The organism is Leptospira jelokensis (genome assembly GCF_004769635.1).
Taxonomy (GTDB): Bacteria; Spirochaetota; Leptospiria; order Leptospirales; family Leptospiraceae; genus Leptospira_A; species Leptospira_A jelokensis.
The window spans coordinates 175,199-198,010 of the sequence record NZ_RQGH01000028.1 but is presented as its reverse complement, the minus strand read 5'-3'; the positions used below and the strand labels follow the sequence as shown (position 1 = coordinate 198,010).

Annotated in this window: 22 protein-coding genes; 12 read left to right on the top strand and 10 right to left on the bottom strand. The window is 39.9% G+C overall.

Annotated elements, in window-relative coordinates:
• Nucleotides 1–61: 61 nt before the first annotated feature.
• A complete protein-coding gene (locus EHQ62_RS14900; RefSeq protein WP_135644230.1) occupies nt 62–1,189 on the bottom strand; it encodes an Lsa36 family surface (lipo)protein in 1,128 nt (375 codons plus the stop codon).
• A gap of 53 nt (nt 1,190–1,242) precedes the next feature.
• Nucleotides 1,243–2,163: a DMT family transporter gene (locus EHQ62_RS14895; RefSeq protein ID WP_015679458.1), complete on the bottom strand. Its 921-nt coding sequence runs from the start codon at nt 2,161–2,163 to the stop codon at nt 1,243–1,245.
• 44 nt (nt 2,164–2,207) lie between these two features.
• Between EHQ62_RS14895 and EHQ62_RS14890 the strand changes: the two genes are divergently transcribed.
• Nucleotides 2,208–2,483: a hypothetical protein gene (locus EHQ62_RS14890; RefSeq protein ID WP_015679258.1), complete on the top strand. Its 276-nt coding sequence runs from the start codon at nt 2,208–2,210 to the stop codon at nt 2,481–2,483.
• 38 nt (nt 2,484–2,521) lie between these two features.
• On the opposite strand, the gene EHQ62_RS14885 is transcribed toward EHQ62_RS14890, so the two are convergent.
• Nucleotides 2,522–2,800 carry a TIGR04454 family lipoprotein gene (locus EHQ62_RS14885; protein WP_135644228.1) on the bottom strand — a complete coding sequence of 93 codons (279 nt, stop codon included), beginning with the start codon at nt 2,798–2,800 and terminating at the stop codon, nt 2,522–2,524.
• 65 nt (nt 2,801–2,865) lie between these two features.
• Between EHQ62_RS14885 and EHQ62_RS14880 the strand changes: the two genes are divergently transcribed.
• From EHQ62_RS14880 to EHQ62_RS14860, 5 genes are all read left to right on the top strand, one after another.
• On the top strand, nt 2,866–3,222 hold the full coding sequence (locus tag EHQ62_RS14880) for a VOC family protein (protein WP_135644226.1): 357 nt from the start codon (nt 2,866–2,868) through the stop codon (nt 3,220–3,222).
• Nucleotides 3,223–3,276: 54 nt separating this feature from the next.
• On the top strand, nt 3,277–5,337 hold the full coding sequence (locus EHQ62_RS14875; RefSeq protein ID WP_135644224.1) for a methyl-accepting chemotaxis protein: 2,061 nt from the start codon (nt 3,277–3,279) through the stop codon (nt 5,335–5,337).
• An 11-nt stretch (nt 5,338–5,348) separates the two neighbouring features.
• On the top strand, nt 5,349–7,442 hold the full coding sequence (locus EHQ62_RS14870; protein ID WP_135644222.1) for a methyl-accepting chemotaxis protein: 2,094 nt from the start codon (nt 5,349–5,351) through the stop codon (nt 7,440–7,442).
• A 272-nt stretch (nt 7,443–7,714) separates the two neighbouring features.
• A complete protein-coding gene (locus tag EHQ62_RS14865) occupies nt 7,715–9,496 on the top strand; it encodes a M61 family metallopeptidase (protein WP_135644220.1) in 1,782 nt (593 codons plus the stop codon).
• Entirely contained in the window at nt 9,496–10,455 is a 960-nt protein-coding gene (locus EHQ62_RS14860) for a magnesium transporter CorA family protein (RefSeq protein WP_135644218.1), read from the top strand. Before EHQ62_RS14865 ends, EHQ62_RS14860 begins: the two co-directional genes overlap by 1 nt.
• Nucleotides 10,456–10,487: 32 nt before the next feature.
• Here EHQ62_RS14860 and EHQ62_RS14855 read toward each other — a convergent pair whose 3' ends face one another.
• Genes EHQ62_RS14855 through efp form a run of 5 tightly spaced genes read right to left on the bottom strand, consistent with a single transcriptional unit; the run spans nt 10,488 to nt 14,975 of the window.
• Nucleotides 10,488–12,299, bottom strand: a complete 1,812-nt coding sequence (locus tag EHQ62_RS14855) for a hypothetical protein (RefSeq protein ID WP_135644215.1) — start codon at nt 12,297–12,299, stop codon at nt 10,488–10,490.
• 3 nt (nt 12,300–12,302) lie between these two features.
• Nucleotides 12,303–13,040 (bottom strand): SDR family NAD(P)-dependent oxidoreductase, encoded by a 738-nt coding sequence (locus EHQ62_RS14850; protein WP_135644213.1) that lies wholly within the window; start codon nt 13,038–13,040, stop codon nt 12,303–12,305.
• Nucleotides 13,041–13,045: 5 nt separating this feature from the next.
• Nucleotides 13,046–13,780, bottom strand: coding sequence for an SDR family oxidoreductase (locus tag EHQ62_RS14845; RefSeq protein ID WP_135644211.1), 735 nt, complete (start codon nt 13,778–13,780; stop codon nt 13,046–13,048).
• Nucleotides 13,777–14,406, bottom strand: a complete 630-nt coding sequence (gene mtnB / locus EHQ62_RS14840; RefSeq protein ID WP_135644209.1) for a methylthioribulose 1-phosphate dehydratase — start codon at nt 14,404–14,406, stop codon at nt 13,777–13,779. The genes EHQ62_RS14845 and mtnB overlap by 4 nt, the downstream gene beginning before the upstream one ends.
• Nucleotides 14,407–14,408: 2 nt before the next feature.
• Nucleotides 14,409–14,975: an elongation factor P gene (gene efp, locus EHQ62_RS14835; RefSeq protein ID WP_039929510.1), complete on the bottom strand. Its 567-nt coding sequence runs from the start codon at nt 14,973–14,975 to the stop codon at nt 14,409–14,411.
• A gap of 68 nt (nt 14,976–15,043) precedes the next feature.
• Here efp and EHQ62_RS14830 point away from each other — a divergent pair, with 68 nt between their 5' ends.
• The 4 genes from EHQ62_RS14830 (at nt 15,044) to EHQ62_RS14815 (ending at nt 17,726) form a co-directional block, all read left to right on the top strand.
• Entirely contained in the window at nt 15,044–16,108 is a 1,065-nt protein-coding gene (locus tag EHQ62_RS14830) for a KamA family radical SAM protein (RefSeq protein ID WP_135644207.1), read from the top strand.
• Nucleotides 16,092–16,658 (top strand): hypothetical protein, encoded by a 567-nt coding sequence (locus tag EHQ62_RS14825; protein WP_135644205.1) that lies wholly within the window; start codon nt 16,092–16,094, stop codon nt 16,656–16,658. The genes EHQ62_RS14830 and EHQ62_RS14825 overlap by 17 nt, the downstream gene beginning before the upstream one ends.
• A 72-nt stretch (nt 16,659–16,730) precedes the next feature.
• Nucleotides 16,731–16,937 carry a hypothetical protein gene (locus EHQ62_RS14820; protein WP_004787999.1) on the top strand — a complete coding sequence of 69 codons (207 nt, stop codon included), beginning with the start codon at nt 16,731–16,733 and terminating at the stop codon, nt 16,935–16,937.
• 3 nt (nt 16,938–16,940) lie between these two features.
• Nucleotides 16,941–17,726, top strand: coding sequence for a hypothetical protein (locus tag EHQ62_RS14815; RefSeq protein WP_135644203.1), 786 nt, complete (start codon nt 16,941–16,943; stop codon nt 17,724–17,726).
• A gap of 95 nt (nt 17,727–17,821) precedes the next feature.
• On the opposite strand, the gene msrB is transcribed toward EHQ62_RS14815, so the two are convergent.
• Entirely contained in the window at nt 17,822–18,349 is a 528-nt protein-coding gene (gene msrB, locus EHQ62_RS14810) for a peptide-methionine (R)-S-oxide reductase MsrB (protein WP_135644201.1), read from the bottom strand.
• 67 nt (nt 18,350–18,416) lie between these two features.
• Between msrB and EHQ62_RS14805 the strand changes: the two genes are divergently transcribed.
• Together EHQ62_RS14805 and EHQ62_RS14800 are read left to right on the top strand one after the other, a co-directional pair.
• Complete coding sequence (locus tag EHQ62_RS14805) at nt 18,417–20,078, top strand: hybrid sensor histidine kinase/response regulator (protein ID WP_135644406.1); 1,662 nt, start codon at nt 18,417–18,419, stop codon at nt 20,076–20,078.
• A gap of 70 nt (nt 20,079–20,148) precedes the next feature.
• Entirely contained in the window at nt 20,149–21,747 is a 1,599-nt protein-coding gene (locus EHQ62_RS14800) for a DEAD/DEAH box helicase (RefSeq protein ID WP_135644199.1), read from the top strand.
• On the opposite strand, the gene EHQ62_RS14795 is transcribed toward EHQ62_RS14800, so the two are convergent.
• On the bottom strand, nt 21,726–22,796 hold the full coding sequence (locus EHQ62_RS14795; RefSeq protein ID WP_135644197.1) for an SAM-dependent methyltransferase: 1,071 nt from the start codon (nt 22,794–22,796) through the stop codon (nt 21,726–21,728). The two genes, EHQ62_RS14800 and EHQ62_RS14795, sit on opposite strands and share 22 nt — an antisense overlap.
• Nucleotides 22,797–22,812 lie beyond the last annotated feature (16 nt).

Sequence of the window (22,812 nt, the reverse complement as noted above, 5' to 3'; positions counted from 1 at the left end):
TTGGCTGAGTGTAAATTCAGCCAATGGTACGGCAAGGTTTTATGGATTTCCCCGAAGAAATCTAAAAAGAGAGTTTGAGACCTAGGTTTGCCGAATACAAATCCTTTCCACCATACAAACCTTCGGCAATCACCTTTAACATAAATAAATCCAATTCCAAACCCACAATTCCATACCCGATCCCACGTTTGGAACTGGATTCCCCACTGGCACGAAATCCCAGAGTTGCATTTGGGTTTTGAGCGAGAAGTTCCTTGTCTAAGGCCGCTTGGTATTCTCTCGGGATTTCTAGTGGGAGCGAGTCATTGGCTGAAATGAGGAATGGCCCTCGTCTGGAAAGGGTTGCCGAGTTACTACCGGAATTCCAACTGTAACCACCACCGACGATGAGGTTTGCGACCCAAAAAAGACCAACTCCTGTTCGTAAATCCACGTTGGTTGTTTGTACTTTGGTATTAAAAAGGAAATTGGTATCTCCACCCCATTTCCCTTTTACCCCTTGGAATTCAATTTGTGCGGCCTTTCCTTCTAAATAACTGAGACTTAAATTTTGTTCCATCACATGATGGCCAACACCAATATTGAGTCCATTCCAAGTGATGAGGTTCATAAGAAACCCTTCTTTTTCGACAAGTTGGTACCGTAACATACCACCATACGAACGTACGGTGAGCCTTCCCTCATAATTCCTGTTATTCGATGCCGATTGCAATTGGTCTTGAGTGACCGCCACATTCATTCCATGTAAAAAGATTCCAAATCGACGAAGGAAACTTCCATCATCAGTTCCAAACAACCATCCTGGATTGATATCCAAGTGGATGGAAGGGATGGCCGCACCCCCTACATTGGGAAGTTTTGGGTATTTAATGAGTTCATCTTGGATTTGGATGTCGTCTTTTTTATACCCGGCAGCAGAGGCACTCACCCCGACTTGGATGCGACGAACTGTACCCGTTCCTATATTACCTGTTCCCACATTTGCTAAAAATCCAGCTTCTAAGTTGGTTTTTAAAACTTCGTTGAGATAACCTGTTTCAAATTTTTTTAATGAGGCATTGCCTGTTTCCGTGAGGGCTCCAGGCAAAAAACTACAAGCAGATCCTTCACATGTAAATTGGGCATACAACTCATTTTGTGAGATTGAGACTGCCAATGCAATAGAAAGGAAAACAATTTTTAGTTTCATAAAGTCCTTTGATTCTCTACTTAGAAACAACAATTGGAAAGCGATTTTCTCTCTTAAACGGAAACTTCTTTCGGTTTTTTTCCCGTACTAATCCAAAAAACGCCAGTAAGTACGAATATAGTACCAATACTATGTAGGATTGTAATTGGCTCTTCTAAGATCCAATAAGCCAAAAATAAAGTCGACATTGGTCCAACAGACCCAACAATTGCGGCCGTTTTACTCCCAACTCGTTTGATGCCTTCAGAAACAAAAACAGCAGGTACAACTGTATTCACTGTACCCATGAGAAACGCCAATAGATAAAATGACATTGGTTGTATCAGTTCTTTATAACTTCCAAATATCAAAAAATGCAAAAAAACAACAAGTGATGAGATGATAAGTGCCCAAGCAGTAAACCTTTTCGCACCTAACTTTGGTATAATGGATCCACTGCCCATAAGATAAATCGCATATGTCAAAGCAGAAAGTAAAATAAAAAATGCACCAAGGCTTACGTCTTTGGGAGAACCCAATTGGACATCCTGTCCATATGCCAAAAAAACGCCCGTATAGGTCAAAATCAGTGAAAAGATTTCCCTTCCATGGATTTTCTTTTTTAAAAAGAAAAAGGATAATAACACAACAAGGGTTGGATAGATGAATAAAATGATTCGTTCTAAACCAGCACTGATGTACTTTAATCCTAAAAAATCAAATAGGCTTGCGAGGTAATAACCAACCACTCCCATAAGCAGTACATTCCAATAGTCTTTTTTGGTTAAGGAAACCTTTTCAGAATTTTTTTCGGCCGACCATGCCATCCATACTAAAAATGGAAACGCAAAAAACATACGAAAGAATAAGGAACCAATGGCTGAAATTTCGTAACGATAGGTTAATTTCACAACAACGGCTTTTGCGCTAAATAATAATGCTCCAATAAGAACAAAGGCCACACCTTTCCATTCTACATGTGTATTTTCTTTCACAAATCCATCCTGGAAATCTGCAAAAATCCCGATAGTTTTATTGTATGATTCGCTATTTGGTTTTACTCATTTTCCTTTGGGGCAGTCTGTCCCTAATTGCTGAACCAAACGAAGAAATATCGAAACCGTTGTTACGGGTTTTTCCAACATTTCGACCAGAAGAATGTGAAGACTGGGCAATATCACCTTTTGTTTGCAAACGATGTTTGTGGGAAGGGAAACGATATGCGCAGGAGATTCGATTTTTTGAAGATGGACCGTATCGGTCTCACGGATGTTATACGGACAAAACAGGATTTGAAAATTTAGAAGGCAAATAAGTTACCGGGAATCGAAACCCCCGGTATGAAATAGAGATTTATTTTTTTACACAACCCATAATGCCAGCGATTCCTGGTGCATTTTTTAAACAGTTAGGATCAAATTTTCCTTCCATACATTGGTCGATCATTTTTTGTTTGCCTTGTTGTAAACCTGCAAGAACGGGAGCTGCTGCTGGGTTCTTTTTTGCTTCTTCTTCAATTTGAGTGAAAGAACTTGCGAGAGCAGATTCACACTCTTCTTGGGTATAAACTTTGGATTTACAATTCGCCAAAATGAGCCCGAGAGCGAGTGCAAGGATAAGAGATTTTTTCATGAAAAACTCCGATAGATAGATTTCATGATAGTTTCTATTTGATAAAGGGATTTGAAAACAAAAAAATGATCCACCATATTGCCATTGGAACACCCCATCCAGCCGAATTAGCCAAGTTTTACCGAGGATTGCCAGGTGCCGTTTTCGTAAAAGAATTCCATTATGAATCGGGGGAGCTCCGGTCTGTATGGATCCAATTTGATTCCATCCTGCTCATGGTAGAAGAAGGAAAAAAAGAGGCGCCAAAAAACCTCGTATTCTCCCTAACCCCAATCAATCATCTGGAGTGGAAGGATTGGCTTAGGTCGATCCCAATCACCCACCACACTGATTTTACAATTTATTTCCAGGATCCCGATGGGAATGGACTAGGGATCAGTTCTTACCCCGAAAAACTTACAATTCCGATAGAAATGAGTTGAGAAAACAAATCCTATCATTATGTTAACATTCACGAAAAGGGATATTTTTCACGAATGAACATCAAACAAAAGTTAGCTCTAAGATCATCATTGATTACACTGTTATCGCTCGGAGTTATCTTAACACTTATCTCTTATGTCATATACAAAAATGCGAAAGAAGACGCCTTAGAAAAAATTTCAATCCTGGCTGATAAAATCTCCCTTAATGTGGGGACATATTTATCGGCTCCACTCAATGAAGCCTACCTACTCAAACAAATCTTACAAGAGCCGAATCTTTTGGATCGAGAGAGAGTCTTCAAAACTCTGATCATCATGTCCAAATCCAATGAATCCATTTTGGGAACCTATGTTGTTTTTGAACCAAACAGCTTTGACGGGAAAGACTCTAACTACCGTAATGCGAGATACCATGACAGTACGGGAAGATTGATTCCTTATGCTGTGAAATCAAACGGGAAAATCATCATTGAACCAGTTATTGGATATGAATTGCCAGAATCTGATTTTTACCAATTACCTAAAAAAAACAAAAAAGTAGAACTCATCCCTCCCTTTGATTATAAAGTAGACGGAGTTGATGTCACAATGATCTCACTTGTGTATCCTGTGATCCAAAACCAAAACTTCATCGGGATAGCAGGAGCAGACCTTTCCCTAACCACAATTCGATCCTATTTACAAAATTTAAAAATCCTAGATGGAAGTGTTAAGATTACACTTGTCGCCAGTAATGGTTATGTTTTGTTTAATGGATTAAGTCCAGAATCAAAATCCATTCAATGGGAAGATAAAGAAGACCCTTATGTGAGTCTTGCCATGTCCTCCAATGAAAAACAAAATTATTCGGACTCAGAATATTTCCATGTGAGCCTTCCTATCCGTTTGGTAGAAAATACGGCACCATGGACACTTCGGATCTCCTACCCCCAAGAAAAAATTACAAACGAAATCCAATTCATCTTCTGGATTGCATTGGGGTTAGGTATTTTAGGAATTTTATTTTCTTCTTTAGCAAACATCATCATTTTTCGCAGGTTAGTTGATCGTAGACTCCAGAAACTCATATCCTTTACCAAGGATGCAGCAAACGGGAATTTATCGAAAGAGTTTGATGATACTCAAAAAGATGAAATTGGAAATCTAGTGGAAGCCATCATCGCCATGATCACAAACATACGCCAAATTTTGGGAGTGGCACAGTCATCAGGGAATGAACTAAGAGAAAGTTCTCAGTTTATGGAAAATACCATCATTGAACTTTCAGACTTAGCACAAAGCCAAGCCGCATCTTCAGAAGAAGCAAGTGCCACCGTCGAAGAATTAAATGCATCCTCCGAAACCATCAATGCCAATGTGGAACAAGCGGTATCCAATTCCAAATCCATTCATTCTTCCTTACTCGCGATCCAAACACTCGTACAAAACATCACAAGTGAAGTGGAGAACTTTGGTCAAATTGCCAAAGGTGCTAACCAAAAAGCAGAAGAAAGTAGGACGATGGCAAGTCTCACTTCAAAGGCCATTGAAGAAATTCAGGAAAAATCAGTATCCATCACAGAGTTCTCCGATGTGATTTCCAATATCTCCGAAAAGACAAGTTTACTTGCGTTAAATGCTGCCATCGAAGCGGCAAGGGCAGGTGAATCGGGAAGAGGATTTGCTGTGGTAGCGGAAGAAATTTCCAAACTTGCGGCACAAGCAGCCACTTCGGTTTCCCAAATCAATTCACTTTCCGAAGAAGCTTTGGAATCCATTCAAAATGGTGGCACCCAGGTTGCCAAACTCATCGCTCTTTTACAAGAAATCATAAGTGAAGTATCCGTGATCTTTGAAAAAGCAAGTGACATTGTCCCACTCATCCAAGACCAAAAAACAAGAACCGACAAAATTTATGTGGAAATTGAAGAAATCACCTCTCTTGTGGAATCCATCCAACAATCCACAGAAGAACAAAAAAGGGCAACATCCGAACTGTCCAATATGACAATCAATATCTCAAATGGTTCTCAAATTTTATCTGAACAATCGGAAACAATGTCTGGCAATTCCCTTCGCATGACAGGGATTAGTGCAAAGATTTCCGAGATATTACAAAAATTTAACCTATAGGAAAGGACTGTATGTCAATTAAAAAGAAAATCATCTACGTATCCCTTGCAGTCATTTCTCTTATCATCGCAGGGATCCTTGTGATCCTGTCCATGGTGGTAAGGTCTACTCTCCTTCACAATTTGGGAGAAGATACGGAATATATCTCATCTCGTATCATAAGCGATATTTCCAATACCATCACTTCACCGATGAACAAAACCTATTCCTTCCGAAAGTCTTTTGAAGTAGGGACTTTACGTTCCCGGAATGAATCCGTATTGTACTTAAAAAATTTACTGAAAGACGAAGACATCACTTTCGCAACGTATTGTGCTTTTGAACCCAATGCCTTTGATGGGAATGATGCAAGTTATCGCAATGCAGCAATCCATGATTCCACAGGAAGGTTCATTCCATATGTCTTTCGCGATGGAGACAAACTTTCTACAGAGCCACTCAAGGATATCGACGACCCAATCAAAGGTGAATTTTACCAGAAACCAAAATCAACTTTAAGAAATAGTATCACCTCGCCTTTTATCTATAAAGCTGGAAATTCTGAAATCTTTATTGTTTCGATAATGGAACCAATTTTAAGAAATGGGAAATTCATTGGGATTTCTGGGATTGACATTCGATTAACAACGATTAAATCATATTTGGATTCTTTAAAGTTTGCAGATGGTGAAGGTAAAATCACTCTGATCTCCGACAACCATCTGGTGTTATACGATGGATTTACCCATCTTTCACAAGGTTTGGATTTTCGTTCGGCGGCAGACCCTCATTTTTATGAAAAAATAAAACAAAAAGACAAATCCTTATACGAGTTTGATGGTTATTTCCATGTGGCTGTTCCCATCACCATCATTGAAGGAAATGATCCTTGGTTTGCAAGGATATCGATACCCAAATCACAAATCCAATCCACTTTAAACTCAATCATTTTGGTTACGATTGGACTCGGGATTTTAGGTGTCTCTTTGTCCATTTTATCCATTTACTTTAGTTTCCAAAGGTTGGTAGACCGAAGGATCCAGTCCATCAACCATTCCACTGAGAAAGTGGCTTCAGGTGATTTAAGACAACTCATCAATATCGATCAAATTGATGAATTGGGTAGCATCATGGTTTCTCTCAACAAAATGATCGAACATTTAAGGAAACTCATTCGGATTGCTCAAAAATCATCTGGAAAGATTGGTGAAACAACAGACAAAATGCAAAAAACAATCATTGAACTCACTGACTTAGCACAAAACCAAGCTGCTTCCTCAGAAGAGGCAAGTGCCACAGTGGAAGAATTAAATGCATCGTCTGAAACAATCCATAGCAATGTCCTTAGTGCAGTGGAAAATACAGAAACCATTCATCAGTCATTAGGTGATATCCAAGGATTGATGAAAAAAATATTAGAGAAAGTAAATACCTTTGGCGAAATTTCGGTTAGGGCCAACCAAAATGCGGAAGAAGGACGGGTTATGGCGAAAGAAACATCTCTTGCCATCCGAGAGATCCAAGAAAAATCCAAAACCATCACAGCATTTTCTAATGTAATTTCTGATATTGCAAAACGAACCGGCTTACTCGCGTTAAATGCTGCGATAGAAGCGGCAAGGGCCGGAGAAACTGGGAAAGGATTTGCGGTCGTAGCCGAAGAAATCACCAAACTTGCAAGTCAGTCCGCGGAGTCTGTATCTCAAATCAATACCCTTTCCCAAGAAGCTTTGGATTCCATTGAACGAGGGAACCAACAAGTAGAACGATTGGTAGAAGTTTTGAAAAAAATTACCGATGAAGTTTCATTGATTTTTATGTCATCCAATGAAATTGGTCCTCTCATCGAAGACCAAAGTTCGAGAACTGAAAGTATATACACAGAAGTAGTCGAAATTACAGAACAAGTGAAATCCATCCAACTATCGACTGAAGAACAACAAAGAGCCACAAACGAACTTGCCAATATGACCATCAATATCTCAAACGGATCCCAAGTATTGTCTGACCAATCTTCGTCCATGGCAGAAAACGCAGAACGATTGGGACAGGTGATCAATACCCTAGACGAACTCTTGAATACATTTAGGATTGAAAAGGATTTAGGAAACGAAGGTCAAACCTGAGGTGTAAAGAAGTACTTTCCAAGCGACTGCGAAACGCCCGAAGGAGACCACCCATTCGGAACTTGGAAAGACTGTGTCTGGTCGGTTTTGCAACAAAGCACAGGCGTTATTGCCCAGCCACCTCGCGGGTCAAAAATCTTTTGTTGTAACAACTACTATCCAAATGGACCACCTCCTTTGCTTATACCTTAGCTATGCCTTTTCTAGTACCATTTAGATTTTCAGTCAAGAAAACATTTGCGTAAATCTAAAATAAAAGAAGATAGTGTACTATGGGAAAAGAGTTAGAAGGAAAAACAATACCTACCGAACCCGAGTCTAAGGAAACACTTCAAGTTCATTTTGAAGTGACTGTTTTTGACCTTTACAAACACTACTTCCAAGTTCGTTTGTTTGTCGAAACCAACCGAAACGAAATCAGTTTTTGCCTGCCCAGTTGGACACCCGGGTCTTATATGATCCGCGATTACGTTACCCATTTACATAAATTTAGCGCCTGTAATGCGAACACAAAAGAACCTATTCCCTGGGAAATGGAGGATTTACACCGATGGAAATTAACAAACCTTCCACCAAAATTTGAAATCACTTACATCATTTATGCCTTCGAAGATTTCACAGTCAGGACCAATTACTTAGAAACTGAATTTGGATTCATAAACCCTCCTGCTCTCTTTTTGTATCCAGAAGGGAATCTTCATTTACCATCTACAATCCAATTCCAAGTAGCTGAATTTTTCCCAAATGTGTACTCAAGTTTACCAAGAGATGAATCCAATCTTCATTTATTTTATGCCAAAGACTTTGACGAACTTTATGACTCACCATTCCATCTCAGCAAAAAAAATAGTGTGTTTTTCACATCTGGAAACACCAAACATGAATTACTCGTAGAAGGTGACGTTTCTTTTGACTTTATTTCCAAATTGGCAAACGACCTACAAAAGATTACGGAAACCCAAATCCAGTGGATGATGGAAAGTCCAAATTTGTACTACCTCTTTGTCTTAAATTTAAGTTTACCAGCCTATGGTGGACTCGAACACAAAGCCTCGAGTATTAATTATTTTAATCCAGAACTCATCCACGATGAGGAAGAATACAAACGTTTATTGGAACTTTTATCACACGAATACTTTCATTTGTGGAATATAAAACGCATACGACCCATTGCTCTTGGGCCATTTGATTACCAAAAACCAAACCTAACAAAGGAACTTTGGATTGCTGAAGGATTTACTAGTTTTTACGATGCATATTTTTTATACCATTCTGGTTTTTTAAGTTTTGAAGAATACTTAAACAAATTGCAATCAGATATATTTTCTTTAGAAGAAAATGAGGCCGATTTTTGGATGAGTTTAGAAGAGTCATCCTTTACCGCCTGGACCAAATACTACAAACGGAATGGGAACAGTCATAACATCACTGTTTCCTATTATACAAAAGGTGGAGTTCTCGCCCTTTGTATGAATTTGTTTTTACTAAGAGAATCCCAAGAGAAAAAAACCATTCGGCATGTTTTCCATAAACTAAATGAAGTTTTTGCAAAAGATAAAGGCAGAGGTTTCACCAAACAAGAATTTTTTGACATCGTGAAGGAAGTGACAGGTGTTGACTTAAAATTAGAGTTCAATGTTTATCTAACAAACCCAAAACCAATCCCTGTGGATGAATATTTAGATATCATTGGAATCCGAAGGATCCAAACCGATTTAGTAGGAGAACCTGGGTTTAAAACCAAAGAAAAAAATGGTAACCTTTTGGTTCAAAGAATCCATCACAAAACAAATGGGAACTCTATGGATTTGATGTTAGACGATGAAATACTCGCCATCAATGGTAGACGAGCCAATTTATCCCTATTACAAAAATTAGAAAAAAGTTTAAGGCCTGGCGAAAAATTCCATCTCATCCTTTCTAGGTCAGGGAAAATCAAAGAAACAATGGTCACGGCATCGGGAGTTTACAAAACTAAAAAATTGGTACTCGCAGAAGATTGTCCGATTGAGAAAAAAGAATTAAGAGAGTATTTTTTAAGGAACATTGTCTAATGCCCGCACTCTTCAACTACATCCTAACACCAACCACTAAAGAAGAAGTATTACTCGACACTCCTCTTCCCCTATCTCACAAACAATCCAAACATTGGATCAATATCACTGCAGACAATGAAGAAAAACTTACCTTTTTGTTTCAAAAACATAACATTCACCAGTTAACCATTGAAGATATTTTAAACCCAAACAGTAGGATCAAATTAGAGAAGTTCCCAAATTATATTTTTTTTATTTTCCGAGGGTTCCATTTTGAAAGAAACCAACTCACACAGAAAAATTTTAATTTTATCTTAACCCCAAACCAAATCATTTCCCTCACCTTGGATTATAGAGATAGCATTGGTTCGATCATTGATGATTGGAAATCTAATCATAAAATTCTCGCAAAAGGGTATGAATTCATTGTTCACAAAATTTTAGACATCGAAACCGATCATACCTTGGCGATCACACAAAAAATTGAAGAACGAATTGATCATTTTGAAGACCAAATTTTTAGTAATGCAAAATCACTGGATATCAGCAATGTGTATAGCTTACGCTCCAGTTTACTCTCAATCAAAAAAGGTATGTTACAAAACAAAGAAGTATTGGAAGATTTAGAAAAAATTAAAAATAGTTTTTTTAGTGATGAAGCAGACGCTTTTTTTCGCGACGTCCGCGACCATTCCATACGTATCCTTGAACTTGTAGATAGTAATATTGAATCTATCTCTTCTGCACTCGAAGCTCATATCGCCATTTCCACAAGAAAAACCAATGAAATCATGAAAATTCTCACCATTATGACTGCCATTATGTTACCGATGTCACTTGTAGCAGGCATTTATGGAATGAATTTTCGGCATATGCCAAGCTTAGAATGGGAGTATGGTTTTGCCTCAGCGATCAGTGCAATGGGATTACTTGGCTTTTCAATGTTAGTTTACTTTCGCATCAAACGATGGTATTAAACATATTTTGCAAAAGGAATAAAACAAAGGGATTACAATAAATTTCGGATCTGCACAAAAAGTTCGGGATCTTCTTTAGGAGGGTCCACCTCACCTCGGATCCATTGGTTTAATAAATCCTTAAGGTCTTTGTTGAACGATTCAAATTCAGGTGAGTTCGGAAATAAAATCACAGAATGAGGTTTGATGGACTTACCTGTAGTGGATAAAAAGGCGAAGTCCGGAATCATTTTTTCCAATGTTTCTGCTGAAAAGGCAGGGTAATTCATTCCAAGCCAATCAACAGATGGCAAACAATTTTTTTTGAAATAAGCATCACCGAGAGCGGATACAAGTGCTTTTTTTAATTGTTGTTTTTTCTCTTTTTCAAGTCGTTCTTCTCTTTCACGAAGTTTTTTCTTAAAAAAGTTTTCTCTCCGTTTTTGGTACAAAAACTGACGGTCCATCTGCAAAAATGTTAAAATGGATTTTGCCTTCGCATAACCCGAGTTTACGATTGGAGTGATACCTAAAAAATAAAACAATTTATAAAACCAAGGGATGTAATTGAAATACACTGCTTGTAAGTTTTTACCATAGGTTTTGACGAATTCATCATCTTTGAAAATGGGTTTGAGTTCCTTTTCATTGAGTTCTAAAATTGCTTTTAGGTACAAAATATGTTCCGTTGTGAACCTATAATTTTGGTAAATCAAAGAATTGATTTCTTTGATATTGTTTTGGTTGTTGTTCACAAAAACGGCAATTTTGGCATCGGCATCATGCCACTCAGCTGAAAGAACCTTTGGGTTTTTACGCAGTAAATCCACGATGACCAAATTATGTTCATCGTCTTTTTCTAAATTGATCCGAAGTAATCTAGAATCAAAGTCAAATTGGCTGTCCAACATTTTCATGTAGACTTTAAGTAAACGATCTACTTCTTTTCTTTTTTCGACTTCTGCAAATTTAACCGCAATTTCAGTTACTTTTTTTAGATTGTGAATGAAAGCATAAAACCCTTGTTCTTTGAGAGTTTCTTTAAAGCTATACAAAGTATCCACTTTGGCTCGGATGATTTCGATTTCATTAATTTCTACATCACTGGTTCCAGGAGCAAACAATCGATCCAATGCAAGTCTGATTTCCGAATCAAAGGCTTTGGCTAGTGGTTCCACCTTTGTCATCAAATACTCGTTGGCAATATTCAAAAAATTGGCGGCTTCTGATTCGGGTAAATAATAAAACCCAATATGAGGTAACACAATCACTTTCGCTTCCGATGCAAGTTCATCGATGATAAGACCTCTAGACCGTTTTAACATTTCTTGGGAAGGTTGCAGAGGGAATTGTTTTGGATCAAGCAAACGATCCAATTCATCACCAGGGCCATCTTCTTTATAATCTATATCTGCTAATTGGTTTAATACATTTCTCCATGTATCTTCTGTTAGGGTTCGTTTATTTTGGATGAATTGATAAATATGTTCTGTAGAACGCCCGATCAAAAGTTTGTAAGGTTCTTCGAGAGGCATTCCAGAAGGTAGGCCCACTAAAAATGTGACAAGTCGCAACTCACCAATGTCGGCATCATATTTGATTTCAAACAGTTGGGTGGCAAGGCCATAGTCAATGAGTTCCCACATCTGATCTAATGCCGTTTCTCTGTCCATTTTGAGTTTTTCAAAATTGGCATCAGTGGGGCGAAAGAGATGACCGGCTTCAATGTTTTCTCTGGAACTTTGAGCCTCAACAGTCTTCATGATGGAGAGTGCTTCTTTTTGTAAAATGATACCTGAAGACCTTCCCAAATTTTCTTTGGTGGTGAGTTGTAAAAAATGGTCGTGAGGAGGTGAAATTCTCATACTTTAAATGGCGGTGATCCCACCATCAACGGTCCAATTCGATCCAGTGATGTAACCAGATTCTTTTTGCAAAAGGAAATTGACTACTCGGGCTATTTCCGAAGGTTCCGCAATCCGTTTAACAGGAGTTTGGTTTATAATTTTTGATTTATGATCGGAAACTTGGTTTTCTTGGATTCCCATTGATGTATCAACATAACCTGGACTCACTGCATTGGCAGTGATCCCAAACTTACCCCATTCATCTGCAAGGGATTTGATAAATCCGACTAACCCATGTTTGGAGGCAGAATAAGCAACTGAATTCGCTGATCCCACAATTGATAATGAGGAAGCGATGGCCACCAACCTTCCGAAGTTTAGTTTTTGGAAGATAGGCAAAACAACTTTTGAAACAATGTAAAGGCTTGTGAGGTTGATGCGAAAGATAGACTCCCACTCTTCGATGGATACTTCTGTGATTGGGTGGTAGGGCCCACCAAATCCCGCCGTATGGACAATGCCGTAGAGTTCTCCCATTTCACTCGATTCGTGGATGATTTTAGAAAGGCTCCTTTCGACAACAAACGGTGTCTCAGAAAGATCCACTTCTCGGTAGGTCTCTTGTAAGATGGGTTCTTTTGGGCGAACCTTATCCAGATTCCAAACCGAATAACCCGAGAGGACAAGGGTTCTCACGATCTCCCGACCAATCCCACCACTGCCACCTGTCACGAGAACAATCGATTCCTTGATTTCCATCGTCCCTACAAAATTCCTTTTTTTGGGGTAATGGATAAGTCATCCACAAAGATTGATTTTGGCAACCGCGAAATACACCACAAGTACTCGGAAATGTCCGAAACTGAAACCATCTCATTCTTGTCAAATTCAGGCCTTTCGTCCCAAATCCCCGTAGCAACAGCTCCTAAACTGACATGCACCACCTTGGTTCCAAATGGTTTCCATTCTTCCCGAAGTGCTCTGGCAATACCGAGAACAGCATGTTTGGAAGCACAATAGGCAACCGATTCAGGGAATCCTTGTTTACCAGCCGTAGAACCTAAAAACACAAATGTTGCGTTTTTGATAAACGGGATGTTTTGAGAATAATACTTCGATAACAAAATAAGAGAATGTACATTGAGTTCAAAATGAGATTCTAAATCTTTTTTTTTCAAAAGGTCAATGGGCCCAAAAAGTCCATCACCCAATGCAAAGTAGACCAAAAGTTCTGGAGGATCGTAAAAGGGTGAACTAGGAAGGACCTTGTGTCCAAACAGCCCAGCGAGTGAGAGCTCAAAAGACCGTAAGTCTTTTTGGTCTGTGGCATCAAATTGGAATGTCCCCGCTTTTCCTTCCGAGAAAGAACTGAGTGGGAGTTCCCCTTTTCTCGAAAATCCAAAAAGGGAAACAGACTCGTCTTCTAAGAATCGGTTGTAAAGGCCTTCACCGATCCCTGATCCAATTCCAAAAATGTGAACATGTTTTTTTTTGGTCATACCCTACGCGCCATCACTTGCAAAAGGAAGTGTACTGCTTCCAAATGTTTGTTTGCTTCGGCGATCGATTTCCCCCAAACCGTTGGGCCATGGCCTTCGATGAGAAGGAAGGGGACTTTCGGAATCCCGACCGTCGTAAAGTATCGTTTGATTTGATTGGCGATGGTTGGCACATCGGTGTGGTTATAAAACACAGGCATCGTGAGACTCGGTTTTTCGTCCCAAATCCCAAAGGCTTTGATGATTTCAATTGGTGGGATCGGGATCTCTCGATACCCCTCCTCTTTTCCAACACCAAACTCGAGTAAGTTGGACTCCAAAGTATGGACGTGGAGACATGAACCTACATTTGGCATTTGGGAATACAATACTTGGTGGATACTGGTTTCGGCAGAAGGTTTTAATCCTTCTTTGGCACTTAGGAGTGTGCCATCCTTTACAGATACACAAACAAAATCGGTGTCTTTTAACTCACCTTTGTGTTTCCCAGAGGCAGTGATCCAAAATTCTGTGTGGGATGAGTTGTCTCGGGTAGAGAGATTCCCAGCAGTGGCAAACATCCACTGCCGTGAATAATAGAGATGGGAAAGTTTAGTGACTTCCTGTAAGGACGAGATCAAATCCAAATCTATTTGTTGACGCGCTCCACGTAACTCAAATCACGAAGGTCGATTTTCACCGTATCCCCTTGTTTGATAAAAATCGGAACTTGGACTTCGCCACCCGTTTCCACAGTCACTCGTTTGAGAGCAAGCCCCGTGGTGTCTCCTTTCAATCCATCTTCCGCATAGGTTACTTCTAAGATGGCAAAGTTTGGAGGTGTGACTCCAATGGGTTTGTCATTATAAAATGATACTTCCACAGGTGTTTCTTCTTTCATAAAAGGAAGGATATCTTCTACATAATCTTTGGAAACAGGGATTTGTTCGTAATCGTTGATGTCCATAAAAATGATTTGGTCACCGTCTGCATAACAATACTGCATCTTACGGCGCTCCAAATCCACACTTTCCAATTTCTCAGCGGCTTTGAAGGTTCTTTCAATGGAAGAATCTCGGACAATGTTTTTGAGTTTGGTGCGGATGAAAGCAGAACCCTTTCCTGGGTTCACAAATTCTGTTTTGACGACGGAATAAAGCTCATTCTCGATCTTGAGGATCATCCCTTTTTTTACTTCTGTAATGCCTAAGTTCATAATTTCGTTACTCGTAAACAAAATCCGAGGGACTTGGCATAGTGTCAACCGAAGTATGGTCATAAGTCATGACTTGGTCCGATTGGAAATGGCAATTGCAAAACCGCATCACAAACCTTGTGGAATTGGAATCCGAAATCGCGCTGACAGAGGAAGAAAAAGATTCCTTTCCCAAAGCCTTCGAACAGTTCCAGTTTGCCGTCACACCTTACTATTTGGCAAGGGTGGACAAAGGGAATCCCCACTGTCCCATCCGAAAACAAATCCTACCCCGCGCAGGTGAGCTTGTCCGTAAACCCAATGAAACGGATGACCCTCTCGCCGAAGAATCACATATGCCTGTCAAAGGTGTGACCCACCGTTACCCTGACCGTGCCATCTGGTACATCTCTCATGTTTGTGCTGTGTATTGTCGTTTTTGTACAAGGAAACGAAAGGTGTCCACTCCCGAGGAAACTCCCAACCGGACCGAATGGGAAAAAGCATTAGCGTATTTCAGAGGTGAACCCAAACTCCGCGAAGTGATTTTGTCAGGAGGTGACCCTCTCACACTCTCTGATACTTCTTTGGATTATTTGTTAGGGGAATTAAAACAAATCCCCCATCTGAACCAAATCCGTATCCATACCCGCCACCCTGTAACCATGCCGATGCGCCTAACAGAAAGTTTGAATTCTGTTTTTGCCAAATACTTTCCCCTCTTCATGGTCACTCATTTTAACCATCCAAACGAAATCTCAGAGGAAACAAAATTTTATGTTACCCGGATGATAAAAGAAGGGCATGTATCGGTATTCAACCAATCCGTTTTACTTTCCGGGATCAATGATGATGCCAATATTTTATCTGACTTAAATTACAAACTGATCTCCATTGGGATCAAACCTTATTACCTCCACCAATGTGATGAAGTATTTGGGAGTTCTGATTTCGTTGTCCCCTTAGAGAAAGGGATTGAGATCTACCGCAAACTTAGAGGTTACCATTCTGGGATCACCATCCCAAATTATGTAAAAGACCTAACCGGTGGTGGTGGCAAAGTATTACTCTCTCCCGATTACTTACAGAAAAAAACAGAGAAAGGGTATCTCTTTCAAAATTATTTAGGAGATGAATATGAAGTGGGCCACTAATCCCTATTTGATTTTGTTTTTGATTGCCGTAAGTTTAGGATTCCCATTTTGCAAATCCACTGACTCCATAACCAATTCGACAAAGGAAAAAAACGTAAGTCCGAGTGCAATCGAAACCAAACAAAACATTCCCCTAACAAAAGAACTACGATTGACTTACCATGCTGTATGGGTGGCAAAAGAAAATTTTGAACTAACTCAGTCCACTTCTCTTTTTGGAACGGGTAACCAATACAAAATCCAATTGCCAGATGGCCAACCATTCCTTTGGTTACGATTGTCATCCACCGACAGAGAAAACCAATCCCAGTTTCGATATTTTTTCAAAGACGAAACCCAAAACCCAGATGTTTCCTATTTTGTTTGGGGGCAAAAAAAATGCAGTGTCCAAGTGTATCGGATGGATTCGGGAGAATTTTATTTACGTTGGGAAGGGATTCACAATGGGTTTTTACTCGTATTTGAATCCTCCACAAAAAATTCCGATCCTCCCAAAGAATTGGCCAAATCCTTTCACGCGCTCATCCTTGGTTCTTTAGAAACCTACTAATCGATTTTATTTTTTTTTAGAAAAAAAGATTAGGCAAATGGAAAGGTGCCGTTAGGCTTTGAGGAGAATTTTATGTGGTTAAAACTTGGCGAATCAGAAGTGATCAATTTGGACTATGTGGCATCGATCAAAAAAAATCCAAACCAACCTTCCATTGAAATCATTTACCAAGATTTGAACAATGTAAAATCCCTTCCCTTCCCAGGCAAAGAAGAACGTGATCGTGCCTTTAAGGCCATTTTGGAAAACCTATCTCGAATGAAATTATACTTTGAATGAATTATGGAATTTGAAGCACTAAACCCCAATCTCTATGCACAAGTATTGGATGAACTCGAAATCATCCCATCCACCAAACCTTACCAAATTTTGTTTTATGGTTCGAGGGAACGTGGGGATTACCATGCCGATTCTGACTTAAATTTTTACCTTGTGGCACACTCCACAGACCAAATGAAATCCCAATTCATTGATTCCATTTCCAAAGCCTTACAGAAACTGGAAGCTGTGGCTCCTGTGAATATGATTGCTGGGGATGCCGATTCCTTACGCCACCGGTTAAAAATTTCGGAACCAGGCTCGGTGCAACTTTTGGAAGCATCCTCTGTATTCTTTGGTGAAGGGATTTTTGAAGACCTAAAAGCGGATTGGGACAAATGGAAAGAACGTGAAATTCCAAAATCTGATCTCATCCAGTACTTAGAAAAAAGAATTCGATTTTTCAAACAACAAGTCACTCGCAATGTGAAGGATGAAATCGCTCAATTAGAACGTATCACAACCCTCACCTTACATATATGGGCCTTACAGAATATCGAGGACCTCACTCATATTGAACTTTTGAAAATGGACACTCCTGACCAGCTTGTCCCCCTCTTCACCAATTTGTACAGAAAGGAATTGGAAGCACCCATTTGGGAACTTTTAGAGTTACAAACAAAGGTAAGGCGACTCAAAGTGGACATCCGCTGGAAACGAGATGTATCTCGTGAAGACATCCACGAAACCAAATACAAACTCATCTCCTTACGAAACGACGAAGAGTTTATGATGAACCTTTGGGCATAACTTCCGTTCTAAAAATCTCCAATCGGTCCTAAAATCAAAGTTGGCCAAAGGCTGACACCGCACTTTACCGAAGAGCCTCTGGGTTAAAATTCATCTTATTTTTGGAATCCAGATACAAAGGATTCATACCCTCTTTCCTTTAGTTTGGCTCTCGGGATAAATTCCATCGAGGCTGAGTTCATACAATACCGTTTGCCTGTGGGTTTTGGGCCATCATCAAACACATGACCCAAATGTGAGTCCCCTTTCTTTGACCTAACCTCTGTTCGGCTCATTCCATAAGAGTGGTCTTCAATTTCCACCACATTCTCTTTTACCAAAGGTTTTGTGAAACTTGGCCAACCTGTCCCTGATTCGAATTTATCTTTCGAACTAAAAAGGGGCTCTTTGGAAACAATATCAACGTAAATCCCTTCTTCATGGTTGTCCCAATACTCATTTTGAAATGGAGGTTCTGTATCGTCTTCTTGTGTTACACGGTATTGCAGATCTGTGAGTTTTTTTCGTAATTCCGGGTTCTCCGGTTTTTTTGCCTTCTCGGATGTTGCAGGAGAACAACAAAACTGAGTGAACATAGAAAAAATCATTACAGAAAGGAAAGAAACCAGCCAATTTCGTTTCATGGAAGTTAGACGTATGGATTTTGTTTTTTACTTTCATTTATATGAAAAATCCTTCGTCATAGTATCCATGCAGATTGCTCCACTCCCTAAAAATGAAGCCGCAAGGCTTGCCGCGCTGAAGGGACTCGAGATCCTCGACACTCCCGAAGAGGAAATGTTCGATGAAATCACAAAACTTGCTTCCATGATCTGCAATGCACCCATATCCCTTGTAAGTTTGATTGATGAAACGAGGCAATGGTTCAAATCCCACCATGGTCTTCGAGCGAGAGAAACCCCACGTTCTCTTGCATTTTGTTCACATGCAATTTTGGGAGATGAATTGTTTATCGTTCCCAATGCCAAACACGATAACCGCTTCAAAAACAATCCCCTCGTGAACGGAGACCCCAATGTGATTTTTTATGCAGGCATCCCACTTGCACTGGATGACCAAATCAAACTCGGAACCCTTTGTGTGATCGATAACAAACCAAGAGAATTAAACGATGAACAATTACAAATGTTACGTTTACTTGGAAAACAAACTGTGCGATTGCTCCAGATGCGAAAAGACCGCGACAAATTGGAAATTGAAAAACAAGCAGCAGAGAGGGCCACGGCCGCTAAAAGGGATTTTATTGCGGCCATTAGCCACGACATTCGAAATCCTTTGAATTCTCTCCTTGGAATGTCGGAAATGATAAGAGACCAACCCATTCCTGAATCAGTTCATTCCTATGTGGAACATATCCAAAACGCAGGTGAAGTGATTTTGAATTTGGTGAATGATACGATTGAACTTTCACGTTTAGAAGAAAATGCATCTGTTCTCAATCAAGAATGGTTCCACTTGGGCCAATGTTTGGCTGTATACCATAATTTTTTCACAAACGAAACCAAACGCAAAAAAATCGAATTCCAATTAAAAAATGAAATTTCAGAAACTGTTTTTTTATTAACAGACAAACGAAAACTTGAAAAAATCATTTGGAACTTAACCACAAACGCCGTGAAGTTCACCCATGAGGGAAGTGTCTTTTGTCATGTATCATTGGAAACAAAGGCAGATGAAAATGCCACTCTTATCATACAAATCAAAGACACTGGGCCTGGAATCTCCCCGGAGATCAAAGATAGACTTTTCGAAAAATACAACGAATTTGTTCCAGAAGGCTGTGAAATTTCCGGATCAGGTCTTGGTTTATCAATCGTAAAACTTTCGTTAGATGAACTAAATGGAGAGGTACATGTCACATCACAATTGGGAGTCGGAAGTAACTTCGAAGTAAAAATCCCAGTGGTTTGGAAACGAGATGAGATCTCTTTGGAAAATGAAAAGGAAAGATCCAAAAAAGAAACAGGATTACCACATTTCTCCCATCGCAAAAAAGTCCTCATTGCCGATGACAATGAATTGAACCGAAAGGTCTTAAAAAACTACCTCCGTGCCCTTCCCTTCGATATCGTTGAAACTAGTAACGGGATCGAAACGGAAAGGATTCTTGGATTGGAGGCCTTTGATATTGCCTTTCTCGATATCGAAATGCCAGGGAAACATGGAACCGAAATTGCAAAATCCCTATCAAAGGAAAAGGAAAAACCCATTTTGTTTGCCTGCACGGGACTTTGTATGCCCGAAGAAAAAGAACAAATTTTGAGTTCTGGTTTTGCGTATTTTATGCCTAAACCTTACCTAAAGGAAGAACTCTACTCACATCTGACAGAAATCGCAAAAAAACACCCGTAGGGAAGACCGAAGGGTTTCTGTTATTTTTCCCTTTCTTTTTTAGGCGGTTTTTTTATTGTATCCTATTTCCATGACTAAGAATGACACCGAAGTTGGAAATGACTTCCAATCCTTCGGATTACGTCCTGAAATACTACAAGGAATCACTGAAGCAGGCTTCGAATCACCAAGCCCTATCCAAAAACAAGCGATTCCGCTCGTATTGGAAGGAAAAGATTTAATCGCACAAGCGCAGACCGGTACCGGAAAAACTGCAGCTTACGGACTCCCCTGTTTGAACCGAATCAATGTGGAAGATGGCATGCAAGTGCTTGTTCTCACACCCACTCGGGAACTTGCTTTGCAAGTATCAGATGAATTGTACAAACTGGGAAAACATTTAGGAATCAAAACCACCACGATTTACGGTGGAAGTTCCTATTCTAAACAAATCACTCAAGTGGCAAAAGGTGCCCAAGTTGCGGTTGCAACTCCTGGCAGACTCCTTGACCTATTAAAGGGTAAGGAACTTAAAAATTTCAAACCATCCATGGTGATTTTAGACGAAGCAGATGAAATGCTTGATATGGGATTTATGGATGATATCGAATCCATCTTTAACTTACTTCCCACAAAACGCCAAACATTATTATTTTCTGCAACAATGCCCGAACCAATTAAAAAATTGGCGAGTAAATACCAAACACACCCAGCTCATGTGAAGATTGCAGCAACAGAAAAATCTTCTAAGAACATCGAACAAGTGTACTACGTGATCGATGAAGCGGAACGTGAAATCGCTGTTGTACGAATTTTGGATTATGAAAACCCATACAAGGCAATCATCTTTACCAAAACAAAAAAAGAAGCTGATGACCTAAAAGCAACCCTTGGGTTCAAAGGATATCCCGTTGAAGCTCTTCACGGAGACCTAAACCAAAAACAAAGAGAACAAGTTTTAAAAAGCCTTCATGATGGCCGAGTCAAAATCCTTGTGGCAACAGATGTTGCGGCACGTGGTCTTGACGTAAAAGATTTGTCTCTTGTGATCAACTTCCACCTTCCTTTTGATAGTGAAAGTTATACTCACCGAATTGGTCGTACTGGCCGTGCGGGAAAATCAGGGAAAGCTGTGACTCTTGTGACCACAAGGGAATCAAGAGCCCTACTCCGACTAAAAGGCACATCAGGAACCAATCTAACGATTGCTGCACTCCCTACGAAAAAAGAAGTCCTCGCACGACGCGAAGAAGACTTTTTAAACAAAGTTGTGGAAACTGAAATCCATGTTGATGCAGAAGAAGTGTTGGAAAAACTTTTGAAGTTAGACGACAAACGTTCTGTCGCTTTGAAACTCCTTTCCAATATGCTCGACAAAACGAAAATCAGCGGGCCCGAAAAAATTGGAAAAACCCCAGCCGAATGGAGTGAAATGCCTCCTGGCGGTGGATCTGGTGGCAGACGCCGTCGTGATGATGGTGGCGGATCCAGTGGTGGTCGCGGTGGTTACCGTGGAGGAAGGTCGAATAGTGATCGCAGCGAAAGAGGCGAACGCAGTGACCGTGGAGAACGAAGGGAACGTGGTGGAGAAAGTAGTAGCCGCCGTTCCAGCACTCCAACTTCTAAAAAAGAAGGTGGAGTGTATGTGAAGGCTGCTGGGAAAAAAACTCAGCGTTTTCGGAACAAGTAGTGGCTCACAAACCACTCTTCTCCATTTCGATAACCCCATAACTCAGCACAGGCGAGAAAGAAAACTTTCCAATACACAAACCATTTGGTTTTTTCTTTTTCGCCGTAAGTACTCGCAAGGATTGGCAACAGTTTATCCTTGTTTTCAATCATGTTTTCATACCAAGCTTCCGATGTCCTTGCATAATGGGTTCCATTGACCACCCAGTGGTTTTCAATGAGAAAGTCTTTTTGGAAATACAAAAACAAATCATCGGAAGGCATCTGGCCACCCGTGAAAAAATACTTCGCCATCCAATCCGTTTCATCAATCACTTCAAACGGGTATGCAAATTCTTTATGAGTGAAGATATGCACAAAGAATTTTCCATCAGCCACAAGGAACTTCGATAACTTTTCAAACAGTTTTTCGTAGTTTTTCATGTGTTCCAACATCTCTACAGACACGATGCGATCAAATTTGTCTTTCGTGGTAAAATCATTCATGTCCTTTGTGATGATGGTGAGGTTTTTTAATCCCCTTTCCTTCGCACGTTTGTCGATGAATTCTTTTTGAGTGCGCGAATTGGAAACTCCAGTCACTTTGCATTTTGGAAATTTTTCCGCAATGTAGAGAGAGATACTGCCCCAACCACAACCCAAGTCAAGAACGCGCATTCCATTTTTGATTTCTGCACGTTCTACGGTGATCCGTAACATTTCTTCTTCCGATTCTGCAAACGTAGTATCAAGTGTTGGCCAATACCCTGATGAGTATTTCATCCTTGGTCCCATCACATAGGTGAAAAAATCACTGGGCACTTCGTAATGTTGTTCGTTTGCTGCATCGGTATGCACAGCAATCGGTGAATTCTTTAACGAGTTCACATAGTCCATTTTATGTTGGAGTTGGAGTGTCGCATTCTCTTTACGTTCTTGTTTGATGCGTAGGTCCAAAAGTTGGCGGATACGGAAACGAATGAGCCAATCCGGGAAAATATTTTTCTCCAAAAGTGAGTTGATGCTAAAAGAAGAAGACTCTTCCTTTTTTTGAGAATCTGTGAAATTCATGTTTTGTCCTTTTTTA